The 14,439-nt window shown below is 45.1% G+C and carries 10 protein-coding genes and 1 other annotated feature; of the genes, 4 read left to right on the top strand and 6 right to left on the bottom strand.

The features are described 5' to 3' along the window. Nucleotides 1–471: 471 nt before the first annotated feature. Nucleotides 472–1,215, bottom strand: a complete 744-nt coding sequence (locus QZN42_RS00280) for an NAD-dependent protein deacylase (protein ID WP_296953518.1) — start codon at nucleotides 1,213–1,215, stop codon at nucleotides 472–474. A gap of 191 nt (nucleotides 1,216–1,406) precedes the next feature. Between QZN42_RS00280 and QZN42_RS00275 the strand changes: the two genes are divergently transcribed. Beyond that, nucleotides 1,407–1,970, top strand: a complete 564-nt coding sequence (locus tag QZN42_RS00275; RefSeq protein WP_296953516.1) for an HDIG domain-containing metalloprotein — start codon at nucleotides 1,407–1,409, stop codon at nucleotides 1,968–1,970. Nucleotides 1,971–2,032: 62 nt separating this feature from the next. Here QZN42_RS00275 and citC read toward each other — a convergent pair whose 3' ends face one another. The 3 genes from citC to QZN42_RS00260 form a co-directional block, all read right to left on the bottom strand. Continuing rightward, the gene (gene citC, locus QZN42_RS00270; protein WP_296953514.1) at nucleotides 2,033–3,112 is read right to left on the bottom strand and encodes a [citrate (pro-3S)-lyase] ligase; all 1,080 of its coding nucleotides are present in this window, start codon (nucleotides 3,110–3,112) and stop codon (nucleotides 2,033–2,035) included. A gap of 217 nt (nucleotides 3,113–3,329) precedes the next feature. Next, on the bottom strand, nucleotides 3,330–4,703 hold the full coding sequence (locus QZN42_RS00265; RefSeq protein WP_296953512.1) for a folylpolyglutamate synthase/dihydrofolate synthase family protein: 1,374 nt from the start codon (nucleotides 4,701–4,703) through the stop codon (nucleotides 3,330–3,332). Between the two features lie 79 nt (nucleotides 4,704–4,782). Continuing rightward, nucleotides 4,783–7,434 carry a valine--tRNA ligase gene (locus tag QZN42_RS00260; protein ID WP_296953510.1) on the bottom strand — a complete coding sequence of 884 codons (2,652 nt, stop codon included), beginning with the start codon at nucleotides 7,432–7,434 and terminating at the stop codon, nucleotides 4,783–4,785. 36 nt (nucleotides 7,435–7,470) lie between these two features. Then, nucleotides 7,471–7,658, bottom strand: a binding site (T-box leader). Between the two features lie 396 nt (nucleotides 7,659–8,054). Here QZN42_RS00260 and QZN42_RS00255 point away from each other — a divergent pair. The 3 genes from QZN42_RS00255 (at nucleotide 8,055) to ptsP (ending at nucleotide 11,257) form a co-directional block, all read left to right on the top strand. Then, complete coding sequence (locus QZN42_RS00255; RefSeq protein ID WP_296953508.1) at nucleotides 8,055–8,747, top strand: TVP38/TMEM64 family protein; 693 nt, start codon at nucleotides 8,055–8,057, stop codon at nucleotides 8,745–8,747. A gap of 245 nt (nucleotides 8,748–8,992) precedes the next feature. Further along, nucleotides 8,993–9,568 carry a cob(I)yrinic acid a,c-diamide adenosyltransferase gene (locus QZN42_RS00250; RefSeq protein ID WP_296953506.1) on the top strand — a complete coding sequence of 192 codons (576 nt, stop codon included), beginning with the start codon at nucleotides 8,993–8,995 and terminating at the stop codon, nucleotides 9,566–9,568. Nucleotides 9,569–9,622: 54 nt separating this feature from the next. Then, nucleotides 9,623–11,257, top strand: a complete 1,635-nt coding sequence (gene ptsP / locus QZN42_RS00245; protein WP_296953504.1) for a phosphoenolpyruvate--protein phosphotransferase — start codon at nucleotides 9,623–9,625, stop codon at nucleotides 11,255–11,257. A 77-nt stretch (nucleotides 11,258–11,334) separates the two neighbouring features. Here ptsP and trpS read toward each other — a convergent pair whose 3' ends face one another. Both trpS and glmS read right to left on the bottom strand, forming a co-directional pair. Then, complete coding sequence (trpS, locus tag QZN42_RS00240; RefSeq protein WP_296953502.1) at nucleotides 11,335–12,396, bottom strand: tryptophan--tRNA ligase; 1,062 nt, start codon at nucleotides 12,394–12,396, stop codon at nucleotides 11,335–11,337. Between the two features lie 215 nt (nucleotides 12,397–12,611). Further along, nucleotides 12,612–14,438 (bottom strand): glutamine--fructose-6-phosphate transaminase (isomerizing), encoded by a 1,827-nt coding sequence (gene glmS / locus QZN42_RS00235; protein ID WP_296953500.1) that lies wholly within the window; start codon nucleotides 14,436–14,438, stop codon nucleotides 12,612–12,614. Nucleotide 14,439 lies beyond the last annotated feature (1 nt).

The following is a 14,439-nucleotide window of genomic DNA, read 5'->3' as shown; positions in this document are numbered from 1 at the left end:
CCCGTTATCCACTCTGTCGGCATAAGCCGCTCCATGTTTTTATCGCAAACTAACGGAAAAGGATACTTACATTTCCCCTTTTCAGCTCACAAAGGCATTTCCCGGAAGGCCAACGGACATTTTCACCATCCATGTCCTCTCTGAAGAATCACTCCTGGTACTTCTTTTGTTCATCGCCTGATATGGTAAGCACGGCAGCTGACCTGGCTTTTGACCCCACACTCGCCTGCTGGAGATTTCGCTACCCGGTGTCTTCCTCTCACTACTCACCCTCTCGGTTTTACCGGCAGGACTTACTTCTAAACCGCACCATGCTCAGCAGAATTTTTTCTGCGTTACGTGGATCGCTTTGGCTGCGACTACCATCGACTTTCAGCCACAGACCTGCAATGCTTATTCATTATTATAGATGAGTTATGCTGAAACTGTCAATATTGAATTATAAAGGATAACCATCAGTTCTCCTGAAATTCATTCAAGAGCTTCTACCGCATCTCCCAGCACCTTCCCCACGCTGTCATGGAAAACAAGGCTGCAGTCTTTATCCCGGGGCGTTGGGTCCTGATTGATCATGACAAGGGCATCCCCGCCAAAATAACTGATGAATCCTGCCGCCGGATATACTACGAGGCTTGTGCCGCCAATAATAAGCATATCCGCATGTTCTATTTCGAAAAGGGCATCTTCAATGGTATTTGTATCCAGGGATTCTTCATAAAGCACCACATCCGGTTTAATGATTCCTCCACAGTGAGGACAATGAGGTACAGGCGTACAGAGACTCATGAAAGTGGAAAAATCATAGGACCTTCCGCAGGTTCTACAGGTATTTCTCAGAATAGAGCCATGAAGCTCCATTACATTCCTGCTGCCCGCTTTCTGGTGAAGACCATCAATATTCTGGGTCACCACGCCTGAGAGTTTCCCCATTTCTTCCAGTTTCGCAAGAGCATAGTGGGCCCGGTTCGGCCTTGCCTGCATCATGCCTTCATTCATGGCTTTAAAATTTATAAAAAACTCTTCCGGATGTTCTTCATAAAAATGATGGGAAAGCATTTCCTCCGGCGTCCAGGGCAGGTTATTCTTCTGCCTGTACAACCCGTTCTTCCCCCGAAAATCCGGAATATTTGATTCCGTAGACACCCCGGCTCCGCCAAAGAAAACGATACGGTTATGTTCCTTAAGCATTTGTATGAATTTTTCCATTGGGTTCATGATATCCCTCCTTCTTATCAGGTTATCTTCATGAAATGATTTTCTCTTTTTATTTTATCATGAAACAGAAATGAAATTGAACGGGTACTTCCAAAGGGCCCTGATGAAATAAGATTTTCCTGCCAGCATCATATTGACAAGAAAATTATTATGTCCTATTCTAAAAACAATCATCAATAAGGAGGGATTGTATGAGCCAGCTTACACTTGCAAGAGCAAAAGAAATTTTGCCAAAATTCACAACGGAAGACCATTTATTTACCCACGCCATTGCAGTCAGTGCAGCCATGGGCGCTATGGCTGACTACTTTGGTCAGGACAAAGACTATTGGGAAGCAATTGGCTATCTTCATGATGTGGATTATGAAAAGTTTCCCAATGAACACTGCCATCATGTCCGCGAATTTCTCGCACCGGAAGGTGTGGATGAAGAGGATATTAAAATCATTATTTCACACGGCTGGGAAATCTGCACAAATGAAGTAGAGCCTGCTACGGAAATCGAAAAGAGCCTTTTCACCGTAGATGAACTGACCGGCGTGGTCATGGCCTATGCTCTGATGCGTCCGGAAGGCATTACCGGCATGGAGCTTAAAGGATTGAAGAAGAAATTCAAAGATAAGCGCTTTGCCGCAGGCTGCAACAGAGATATCATCAAAAAAGGCTTTGCTATGCTTGGACTTGATCAGGGAATTGTGATGCAGGCATGCATAGATGGGATGACTGCCCATAAAGACGAACTTGGCCTGAAATAACTGGAGCCATCAAAAAGAGACAGGATCGATAGATGCCTGTCTCTTTTTATTTTCACCTATTTTTATTTCTGTACAGCTTTCTCTGCTTTCATTTTAGCTTCCATTTCCTTGAAAGCTTCGGTCATCTTAATTTTACGGATGACTGCCTGTCCTTCATCACTCTTGAGATAAATCAGAGTCGTCTTCGGGACCATACGATATACCGTTTCCCAGTCATCTTCTGCCAAAGCTTTACGAACAGAGGATGCGGAAACAATCTGATTTCCTTTTTGCTCTCTTGGAATTTCCTTCAGCTCGATACCATTTTCGGCAAATACTTCCCTCATGGCATTATTGTAAGCCAAAGTAGTCTTATCTGTTGGTTCCTCCCCTACGAAACGTACGGTAATATTGAGGGCGGGAGCAATCCGGGTTGCAAAGACAGTAGCGTCCAGTTTTGTCTGGGCTGCCAGTTCATCAGTACCTTTGATGAAATACGTCGGGAATGTTGCATTAGAAATAATGAAATCACCACCGCTGATGACTTCTACTCCTTTCATATCCCGGACACCCTGTTTAATGAGGGAGAATCGGTCGGAGAATGGAAAAATGGAACGATCTTCCTGAACAGCAAAAATAATGACTTCATCACAGTTGTTGTGTGCGTATTCTACAAGACTTCTATGCCCCAGGGTGAATGGGTTGCAGTTCATAACAATGGCTCCCCGGTTTTTACCTTCCCCGGTACCCAGGATGGAACGAACCCTGGAAAGATAATCTTCCAGCGTATCCGTACCCCGTTCCAGAAGAGCTGCATAGGGTTCGGCAACTGCCACGCATTTAAACCCCATATGTTCAAAGACCGGCACATTCTTTGGCTTTGTGAAAATCTGGTTTCCCGTAATTCCGCGGCGATTGGATTCTCCCTGCAGGTTGCGGATGATTCGTCGGGTCAGGCCTTTTTTCTGATAATCTTTACGGATGGCGATATCTCTCATGACACGGCCGCCAAGCGATCCCGTACCAATCAGCTGTCCGTCATCAAAAAGCCCCATGGTGTAATCAATATTACCGGTAAAAGTCAAATCAAATTCTTTCAGAAATTCGATGATTTTCGCTTTTTCTGATGGATCAGTGAGAAAAATTTCATGTTCCGTAATCATAGTAAACCTCCCTGCGCAAATGCCGGAAACTGTTTTTGAATCATAATGTTTTTGAATACAAAGTTTCTCTATGACCTGTTTTCTTCATTATAGCATGGTGTTTCTACATTGAAAAGGCAAGTTAGAACTATATGTCATATTTTAATGAAAACATCTCATAAGAAAAAATGGCATTAAAAAAACAGGACTTATTGAGGTCCTGTTTTTCGATATCCTTTTATTTATCTTCTTTTACTTCTTCAGTCTTCTGATTTTCAATTTCCTGCTGTCTGGCATCCAGTTCCTTCTCTTCAATGAACCGGATCGCATCGCCAAGAATGTAAAGAGAGCCGCAAACCAGAACGATATCTTCCTTTTCGGCTGCAGCAGTTGCCTTTTCCAATGCTTCTCTGACAGAAGACTCTTCATGGAATTCAGCCTTGATATGCTGAGCTTCAATCATTTCTCCGATTTCTTCCGGTTTCCTTGTACGCGGTGTCGGAGCTTCGCAGGCAAATACGATATCTCCCTTACGGACAAGCATCTGGATGACTGTTTCCGTATCTTTGTCTGCCAGAGAAGTAAATACGAGAACCCTGCGGTTTTTCGGATACTGTTCCTGCAGTGCTTCCTGAAGGGCTTCTGCGCCGGCCGGATTATGAGCTCCGTCAAGGACATACGTCACATCATGGATGGTATGGATTTCAAACCGTCCCTGCCAGCTTGTCCGGGCAAGGCCTTCGCGAAGATCGTTTTCATTGATTCTCTGATCCTGTTTCATGATGATGGACAGAGCCATAGTGGCAACTGCCGCATTGACCGCCTGATGAGCACCTACGAATGGTACATAAAGAAGGCTGTCTTCCAGTTCTTTTGGCATATCTTTGCGTTTCAGGGTCATGACCTGACCGGTCTGCCATTTCTGGCGGGCAGAGATTTCAAAATCCCTGCCGTAGAAATAGATGCGGGACTTCTTTTCATGGGCTTCTTTCTTCAACTGCTTTAGAGCCACATGCTGGGCAGCGGTAACTACCGGAATACCTTCCTTGATGATTCCTGCTTTCTGGTGTGCGATTTCCTGCAGTGTATTTCCCAGATATTTCATATGATCCATAGCCACGTTTGTGATAACGGAAACTACAGGAAGAATGACATTGGTAGAATCATAAAGTCCACCCATACCCACTTCCATGACTGCATAATCCACCTTCTGCTCTTTGAAATACCAGAATGCCATAGCCGTAAGAAGTTCAAATTCAGTAGGTGCTTCTATACCTTCTGCCACTACTTTTTCAGCCGCTTCGCGGACTACGGAAGCAGCTTCTGCAAAATCTTCGCGGGAAATATCATGCCCTCCCACATAGATGCGTTCTGTATAGTTGATCAGATGCGGGGAAACGTAACGGCCAATCTTGAGAGTTGCATTTTCAAGAACGCTGGTAATCATGGCTACTACGCTGCCCTTGCCATTTGTGCCGGTTACGTGAATCACTTTGTAGGCCAGTTCGGGATGATCCAGCTTTTCAAGCATGGCCTGAATTCGTTCAAGTCCCGGTTTGATACCGAAGGATGCAGCCTGTTCCAGCCAGGCTACGGATTCTTCATAATTCATAATTTCTCCTTTACATAAGAAGTCCTCCCTGCCATGACGGCATGGCGAGGGAGTCATCTTTCTGATTTTCACAGGTAAATTACAGCTGATTCAGGAATGAAAGGCGTTCATTGAGAGATTTCATCTTTTCTTCAAATTCAGCCAGTTTTGCTTTTTCTTTTTCAACTACTGCTGCCGGTGCTTTGGCAAGGAATCCTTTGTTATTCAGTTTTCCGGAAGTCCTGGCGATTTCTTTTTCCAGGGCTGCTTTGCTTTTTTCGATACGTTCCTTTTCTTTGGCCGTATCAATGAGACCTTTCAACTCCAGATAGACTTCCATGCCGGTAACGACTGTAGTCAGAGCGTTTTCCGGTTTTGGTGCTCCTGCTGAGAGGAGAGTGATTTTTTCCACATGACCCAGTTTTTCAAAGTAATCTTCATGGGAAGTGACGCAGTCTTTCAGATCGTCTCTCAGGATAGAAAGCTGGATATGGCACATCTTGTTCGGAGCCACATTGGCTTCTGCCCGCATATTACGGACAGCCTTGATGGAGTCCATGATTCTTTCAAACTGTTCTGCTTCTTCCGGGAACCGAAGTTTTTCATCGGCAGTCGGCCAGGAAGCACGGGCAAGAATCTTTCCTTCATGGGGCAGGTGCTGCCAGAGATGTTCGGTAATGAATGGCATAAACGGATGAAGCAGGGCAAGCATACGGGTCAGGGTATAAACGAGAACATACTGGTTGACCTTGCGGTCGGTATTATGTTCGCCATAGAGACGAGGTTTGGAAGTTTCGATATACCAGTCGCAGAAATAGTTCCAGGCAAAGTTATAAATGGAATCTGCTGCTTCGCCCAGTTCATATTTATCCAGGTTGGTGCTGACGTAATCTTCCGTAGCAGCCAAACGATCAAGGATCCATTTATCTGCCAGGGTAAACTGGTCTTTGGATGGTACGAATTCCTTGTCATAATCGTCAAGGTTCATAAGAGTGAACTTGGTCGCATTCCAGAGTTTATTGGCAAAATTTCTATTGCCCTCTACCTTTTCATAGTAGAAACGCATATCATTGCCCGGAGTATTGCCGGTAACCAGGGTGAAACGGAGCGCGTCAGCGCCGTATTTATCAATGACTTCCAGAGGATCGATACCGTTTCCGAGAGATTTACTCATCTTACGGCCCTGGGAATCGCGGACAAGACCATGAATGAAAACATACTTGAAAGGAATTTCATGCATGAATTCCATGGACATGAACATCATGCGGGCAACCCAGAAGAAAATGATATCATATCCGGTGACCATAGTAGAGGTCGGATACCACTGGTTCAATACCGGAGTTTTGTCAGGCCAGCCCATAGTGGAAAATGGCCAGAGGGCAGAGGAGAACCAGGTATCAAGAACATCGGGATCCTGATGGATATGAGAAGACCCGCATTTCGGGCAGACCGTTAAATCCGTACGGGAAGCGCTGGTCTCACCACAGTCGTCACAATACCAGACAGGAATACGATGGCCCCACCAGAGCTGTCGGGAAATACACCAGTCATGGATATTTTCCAGCCATTGGATATAAGTGCGAGAGAATCTTTCCGGAACGAATTTTGTTTTTCCGGAAGTAACGGCTTCCATAGCCGGGCCGGCAAGTGGTTTCATCTTGACAAACCACTGCTTTGTAGTCATCGGTTCAACGACAGTCTTGCAGCGGGAGCAGTGGCCTACCGCATGTTTCGTTTCTTCAATCTTTACAAGAAGTCCGGCATTTTTAAAATCTTCGATAATAGCCTTTCTGCATTCATAACGGTCCATGCCATTGTATTTCCCGGCTTTTTCATTCATTGTGCCATCTTTATTCATGATGACAATGGTGTCCAGGTTATGACGCTGGCCCACTTCAAAGTCGTTGGGATCATGAGCCGGAGTGATTTTTACGCAGCCCGTACCATAGGCCATATCTACATAATCATCGGCAATAATCGGAATTTCACGGTTCGTGGTCGGAAGCTTCACCATCTTGCCTACAAGCTTTACATACCGTTCATCATTTGGGTTTACGGCTACCGCTGTATCACCAGGGATGGTTTCCGGACGGGTGGTAGCAATCTGGACATATCCATCCTCGCCAACGATTGGATAATTGAAATACCAGAGATGCCCTACTTCATCTTCGTGTTCAACTTCGATATCAGAGAGGGCGGTCTGGCAGCGAGGACACCAGTTGGTAATGCGGAAGCCCTGATAAATCAGTCCTTTTTCATAAAGGGAAACAAATACTTCACGAACAGCACGGGCACATACATCATCCATGGTGAAACGTTCCCGTTTCCAGTCGCAGGAAGAACCGAGACGACGGATCTGCAAGCCGATACGATTGCCGTATTTTTCTTTCCACTGCCATACACGGTCCAGGAATTTTTCGCGGCCCAGATCGTACTTGTTAAGTCCTTCTTCTGCAATCTGTTTTTCTACCTTGACCTGAGTAGCAATACCGGCATGATCCTTGCCCGGAAGCCAGAGCACATTATATCCCTGCATTCTCTTGTAACGGATCAGGATATCCTGAAGGGTATTATCCAGGGCATGGCCCATATGCAGCTGGCCGGTTACGTTCGGCGGCGGAAGAACGATGCTGTACGGTTCTTTCTCCGGATCTGGTTCATCATGGAATACACCATTGTCTTCCCAGAACTTGTACCATTTCTGTTCAATTGCGGCGGGATCATATTTTCCAAGATCTTCAAAGTCTGCCATGTTTTTCACTCCTAAAATAAAAAATCTCCTTCATCCCTATAGGACGAAAGAGTGCTTCCGCGGTACCACCTAAATAATCATAAATGATCTCTCATTTGCGTATAACGTGCGCCACGGGCTTACTGCCGGCTCCGGGGTGACCTGCTGTTTCTTCATTACCGCCTCTCACCGGCCGGCGGCTCTCTGAAAATCAATCCACAGCTTCTTCCCATCTCTGCCTCTATGTATATGCAGTTATAATAGCAGGATTTCATTATAAATGCAAGAACCATTTTTTCAAACTGCTGCAGCGGCACAGGAGAAAGATCTTACACTTTACAGCTTCCGGATACCGGAGAGGATAGAGCTGTTTAAAATTAAACGGCAGAGATGGAAATGAATTGCAGAAATAATCGACAGAATCTAATGATTTTCTCCTGAATAGTGTACTATGTATGTTGGCAATACTATACTTTTTGTATTATAATATGTTGGAAAAAGTGAATTTTCGTGATTTTTACATGTTGCTGACAGACATTTACTTTGCTGATGACGATTATTTCCGTGCAAGATTTTCCCGCAGGTTTTTCCCTGCATATAACCGTTACGGCCTCTTTTGCGTGGCCAAAAGGACAAAAAATATGATTGACAAATATAAGAAGGTCATAGGGTTCCTGATCCTTGTTATTGCTGCCATCATATCCTTTTATGCCGTCCGTACTTTTTATCCGGAATTTTACCATCAGATTATACATCTGACCATGGCCGGAGACGTGGATGGTCTGGGAGACTATATCTCTTCCTTTGGATATGGTGCTTTTCTGGTAAGCATCGGGCTCCTCATTTTCTGCAATGTTTTTGGCATTCCCACCATTCCTTTTCTCACGGTAAACGGTGCTCTTTTCGGACTGCTGCCAGGTATCCTTATTTCCTGGGCGGGTGAAGTCATTGGGATTGAAATCAGCTTTCATATCGGCCGTATTTTTTTCCGGAAAGAAGCCCGCAGGCTGATTGAAAAGAAGCATATGCTTACGAAACTTGACAAGTACAGCTGCGTAGAGCATATGGCTATGGCCAGGGCTATTCCCTATTCACCCAATATCCTGTTTACTGCCCTTGCGGTCCTCACTAAACTCACTGGCAGAGAACACCTGAAAGCTACGCTGATTGGTAAAATTCCTTCGGTAGTGGTGGAAGTATGGCTGGGCCACGATCTGATTTACTTTTCGGAACACGGTATACGTTTTCTGGTACTCCTTTTCCTCTTGATAGCCGGCTGCGTCATCAGGAAAATGTATAAAAAGCATCGCTTCTTCAATAACCGCTGCCTTTAAAAAAGTCCTGAATAAAAATATTCAGGGCTTTTTTCTTAACAGGAATTTTACGACTTTCTGCTATGCTAAATCCGGACGAATTTGCATTTTATAGTAAACCATCTATCCCTTTCTCTATATTTCCAGATATTGTATAATATAAGGGCAGCTATATAAATGAGCTATAATTATTGATTGGTTTAATATAATTAACTCATAATTCAATAGAATGATTACGTGCAATTTCATGAATACAGGAGATTGAAATGAAAGGATTTATTGAAGTTTATACAGGTGATGGAAAAGGTAAAACCACAGCAGCTATCGGTCTTGCCATCCGCGCCATCGGTGCAGGAAAAAAGGTATGCATAATTCAATTTATGAAGTCCCTTGCCTATTCTGAGCAGCAAGTCCTTCAGAAACTTCCCGGCATTACACTCATCACTCTGGGGAAACCCTATTTTATTGCCAAAGAGGGTATGCTGACAAAAGAAGAAATCAAAGCATGGGGTGATCAGCTGGTGGTCTATCCTGCCGGACACCCACCGAAAGATTATAGAAATATGGTACTGAAAGGTGTAGAAGATGCAGTCAGGGCAGTCTCAGGGCCTTATGATGTGGTCATTCTTGATGAATATAACATGGCATGCTGGTATGAGCTGGCCACCAATGAGGATACAAAGCGGATACTTTCCGCCAGAAAAGAAAACGTGGAGCTTGTCTTTACCGGCCGCAATGCGCCGGAAGCAGTTCTTGATGCCGCTGACCTCATCACAGAAATGAAAAAGATCAGGCACTATTACGATAAAGGAATTATGGGAAGGAAAGGCATTGAAAACTGACCGTTTCCCCGAATCCTGATCGGTTTACCTTGAAAAAGAAAGGAATTGACATACATGGAAGAAATTACAGGTAAAAGTATTACCGGAATGGTCACGATCGGACCGCTCCGCATTTTCAGAAGGAAAGGATTTGAAGTTAAAGAGGAAAAAGTAGAGCGTCCGGAAACTGAAGTTGCCCGTCTCGACTCCGCCAGAAATGCAGCAGCCGCAAGAATGAAAGAATTCTATCAGGAAGCCATTTCGCGGGTAGGCCTTGACAATGCAGCCATATTCAAAATTTACCAGCAGATGCTGACCTCCTCCGAATTTATTGATTCCGTTCGGGCTATGATCAGGAATCAGAGCATTAATGCGGAAGCTGCTGTAGCTCAGGCAGAAAAGAATTTCTCCGAAGTCTATGGCACTGATCCTGATGCTTACATGGCATCCCACATTTCCGATATTCAGGAAATCGCTCGCATTCTCTTACGCACACTCCGCCAGAAAAAGGCACTTTTTTCCGGTGAAGAGCCCTGTATACTCTATGCGGATGACCTGACGCCGAATGAAACCATCCAGATGGAGACCGGTAAAATTCTTGGCTTTATAACAAAAGAAGGCACTCCTGCTTCCCATACCGCAATCCTGGCAAGAGCTCTGGGAGTTCCTGCCATCGTTGCCACCGGAAAAGATATCGAAGATTCCTTTGATGGAAAAATTGCCGTGATTGACGGTTTCTCCGGTACTGTCTATCTGGAACCAACAGAAGGGATTCTTTCCGTAATGAAAGAAAAGCAGGACCAGAGCATACGGCTGAAAGAGCTCCTTCAACAGCTTAAAGGTCTGCCGAGCGTGACAGAGGATGGCAAAAAGGTGGAAATTGCCGCTAATGTTTCTTCTGCCTCTGATCTGGCTGCGGTTCTAAAGAACGATGCAGAAGGCATTGGCCTTTTCAGGAGTGAGTTCATCTATATGGGACGGGATTCCCTTCCGACTGAGGAAGAGCAGTTCAATATTTACAAACTTGCCCTGGAAACCATGGCAGGCAAACGGGTCATCATCCGAACTCTCGATATCGGTGCTGACAAAGAGGCATCCGCTTTTCACCTGCCAAAAGAAGAAAACCCGGCCCTGGGGCTTCGAGCCATCCGCATCTGCCTGAAGCAGCCGGATATATTCAAAACCCAGCTTCGTTCCATTCTCCGCGCCAGCGCCTATGGCAGAGCGGCCATCATGTTCCCCCTCATCACCTCAGTCTGGGAAGTATGGAAGGCGAAGGAAATCCTCAATGAAGTGAAAATGGAACTTGATAAAAAAGGGATCGCCTATGATCATCACATGGAAGTGGGCATTATGATTGAAACTCCGGCAGCTGCCCTCATTAGTGACAAACTGGCGCAAGAGGTGGATTTCTTCTCCATCGGCACCAATGATCTTTCCCAGTATACTCTGGTCGTAGACAGAACCAGCCGCGTACTTTCTGAATTTTTTAATCCCTATCATCCGGCAGTGATGAAGCTTATCCGCATGTCCGTGGAAAATGCCCATAAAGAAGGCATCTGGGTCGGCATCTGCGGCGAACTGGGCTCTGACCTTTCCATGACGGAAGCCTTCCTGCGCATGGGAGTCGATGAATTCTCTGCAGCCCCCTACTCCGTGCTGCCTCTTAGAAAGCAGGTCCGCTCTCTCAATCTTTCAGAAAAGAAATAGGTCCTGGAAGTATCCGGAAATAAAGCATGATAAAAGCCATGAAGGAAATATTCTTCATGGCTTTTCGTATGATTGAATTATTTCAGAAGATTGCCATCTTCGAAGTAGTTAATACGCATGGCTTTCTTTACGCTGTGCAGCGTTTCATTGGCCTTTGCATTGGCTTTATCTGTCCCCGCTTTGAGGATATCCATTACATCATCGAGGTGTTTGTCCCATTCATGACGATGGGCACGAATCGGCTCCAGTTCCGCCTGCATAACTTTATTCAGGAACCGTTTTACTTTAACGTCACCAAGACCACCTTTTGTATAATGAGCTTTCAGTTCATCCAAATTCTGGTATTCCGGAAGAAATTCAGGGAAGTACTCCGGCTTGCAGAAAGCATCCAGATAAGTAAATACTGTATTCCCTTCAAGATGACCGGGATCATCCCTCCTTAAATGAGTTGGGTCCGTATACATGGACATAATCTTCTTTTCTACATCTTCCGGTGTATCGCAGAGATAGATGCCATTTCCCAGAGATTTACTCATCTTTGCCTTGCCATCGATTCCCGGCAGCCGAAGACCTGCCTTATTAGTAGTCAGGTAAATAGATGGTTCAACCAGTGTTTCACCATAAATATCATTAAATTTACGGACAATTTCTCTTGTCTGTTCCAGCATGGGTTCCTGGTCTTCCCCTACCGGCACGGTAGTTGCCATAAAGGCGGTAATATCAGCTGCCTGGCTGACAGGATAGCACATAAAGCCTGCCGGAATACTGGCTTCAAAATGTTTCTGCTGAATTTCCGCTTTAACCGTAGGATTCCGTTCGAGTCTTGCAACAGTAACCAGGTTCAGATAATAAACGGTCAGTTCTGCAATGGCAGGAATAGCAGACTGAATGAAAATACAGGCCTTGGATGGATCAATTCCAACAGAGAGATAATCAAGTGCTACCTGAAGCACATTTTTTCTGACTTTTTCAGGATTGTCTGCATTGTCGGTCAATGCCTGGGCATCAGCGATTTCTATATAAATTTCATCAAAAGTTCCAGAATTCTGGAGTTCTACTCTTTCACGAAGAGAACCTACATAATGGCCCAGATGAAGGTGCCCGGTAGGACGGTCACCGGTTAAAATAATTTTTTTCATATAAACAACTCCTAATCCTGTAACGTAGCATATCCGTTCATTATATCATTTCGTAATAATAAAATATCCCAGAATTTACTGCCGGATATGAAATAAATCTGTTTCTTATATTCTATTCTTTAAAACCTGTTTTGGCAATGTTTCAGGCCAATAATCAGCAAAAGCAGGACTTTGTCTATGCATCAAGTCCTGCCTTTAAACCTAATCAGATGGGTTTATTCCACAGTCACAGATTTTGCCAGGTTCCTCGGTTTATCCACATCGTTGCCTCTCTTGATGCTGGTATAGTAGGCGAGAAGCTGCATGGGGATGACCGAAAGGATAGGCGCAATGAATGGGTCCACTTTGGGGATACGGACGGTTTCAGTCGTATATTTCCCGATTTCTTCATCATCGTCGTAACCGATTCCAAGGACTTCCGCCCCTCTGGCTTTGACTTCCTGGATATTGCTGTACATCTTGGAGCTTACGTTATCCTGGGTAGCCACGGCAATGACCGGCGTTTCCGGTGTAATGAGGGCCAGTGTGCCATGTTTCAGTTCGCCGGCTGCATAGGATTCTGCATGGATATAGGAAACTTCTTTCAGCTTCAGCGCTCCTTCCATGGCAATTGCATAATCGATAGAACGGCCGAGATAGAAAATATCATGAGCTTTAATCAGTCGGTCTGCCACATTTGACATATGGTCTTTCTCAGCCAGCACCTTTTCAATCTGCTTCGGGAGATCTTTGAGACCTTCTGTAATTTTATGAATCAGTTCCGGAGAAATACTCTCTTTCAGCTGGCTCATGTAAAGGGCAAGAAGCAGCAGGGCAACAAGCTGGGTGGTATAAGCCTTGGTAGATGCTACGGCGATTTCCGGACCTGCCAGTGTGTATACTACATGATCTGCTTCCCTGGCAATGGAGGAGCCGATGGAGTTTGTTATGGCCAGACTTCTTGCGCCATGTCGTTTAGCTTCTTTCAGTGCTTCTAATGTATCAATGGTTTCACCGGACTGGCTCACTACGATGCAGAGGGTATGTTCTGAAGTCAGCGGCTTGCTGTAACGGTATTCGGATGCAATTTCAACAGAAACAGGAATCTCCACAAACCGTTCGATATAGTGTTTTGCCACCAGTCCTGCGTGGTATGCGGTGCCGCAGGCGGTAATGAGAATATTGGTAATCCCTTCAAAGCAGTCTTTTGTCCAGCCCAGATCATCAAAATTGACAGAACCATCTTTATTCAGATGGATGGCCACTGTATCATGAACGGCTTTTGGCTGCTCAAAAATTTCTTTCAGCATGAAATGGGGGTAGCCGCCTTTTTCTGCTGCTGCCGCAGACCAGGTGACTTTCTGGATTTCCTTGTGAATCGGATTTCCATCTTGATCAAGCAGCTGGACGCCGTCTTTTTTTACAACAGCCAGTTCTTCATCCTGAAGAATGTAAATATCTCTTGTGTGATTAATAACAGCCGGAATATCGGAGGCAATGAAATTTTCCCCTTTTCCAAGGCCGATAATGAGGGGATTATTCTTCTTGGTGCAGATGATGGTATCCGGATGAGCAGCATCGAGAATAACCAGGCTGTAAGAGCCTTCGATAATAGTCAGCATTTTGCGAACGGTAGAGAGGAAATCTCCATCATCCACTTCTTCCAGCACATGAGCCACGATTTCCGTATCTGTTTCCGATTTGAATACATGACCTTTAGCCATGAGGTCTTTTCTCAGGGTCATGTAATTTTCAATAATCCCATTATGGACAATAACGAAATGGTTGTGGCAGTCTCCATGGGGATGAGCATTCATATCTGAAGGCTTGCCATGAGTAGCCCAGCGGGTATGGCCAATGCCGATATGACCGAAAAGAGGATGGGCTTTCAGCACATTTTCCAGGTTCACCAGACGGCCCTGTTTCTTTTCAATCCGGATTTGTCCGTTATCATATACCGCGATACCTGCGGAATCATAGCCCCTGTATTCCAGCCGGCGGAGACCGTCAATCAGAAAATCAGAAGCATTTCCGTTTCCTACGTAACCAACAATACCGCACATA

This window comes from uncultured Dialister sp. (assembly GCA_900314595.1).
Lineage (GTDB): Bacteria > Bacillota > Negativicutes > Veillonellales > Dialisteraceae > Dialister.
Note: the sequence above shows the minus strand (reverse complement) of the source record. Positions and strands in the feature narration are given on the sequence as shown.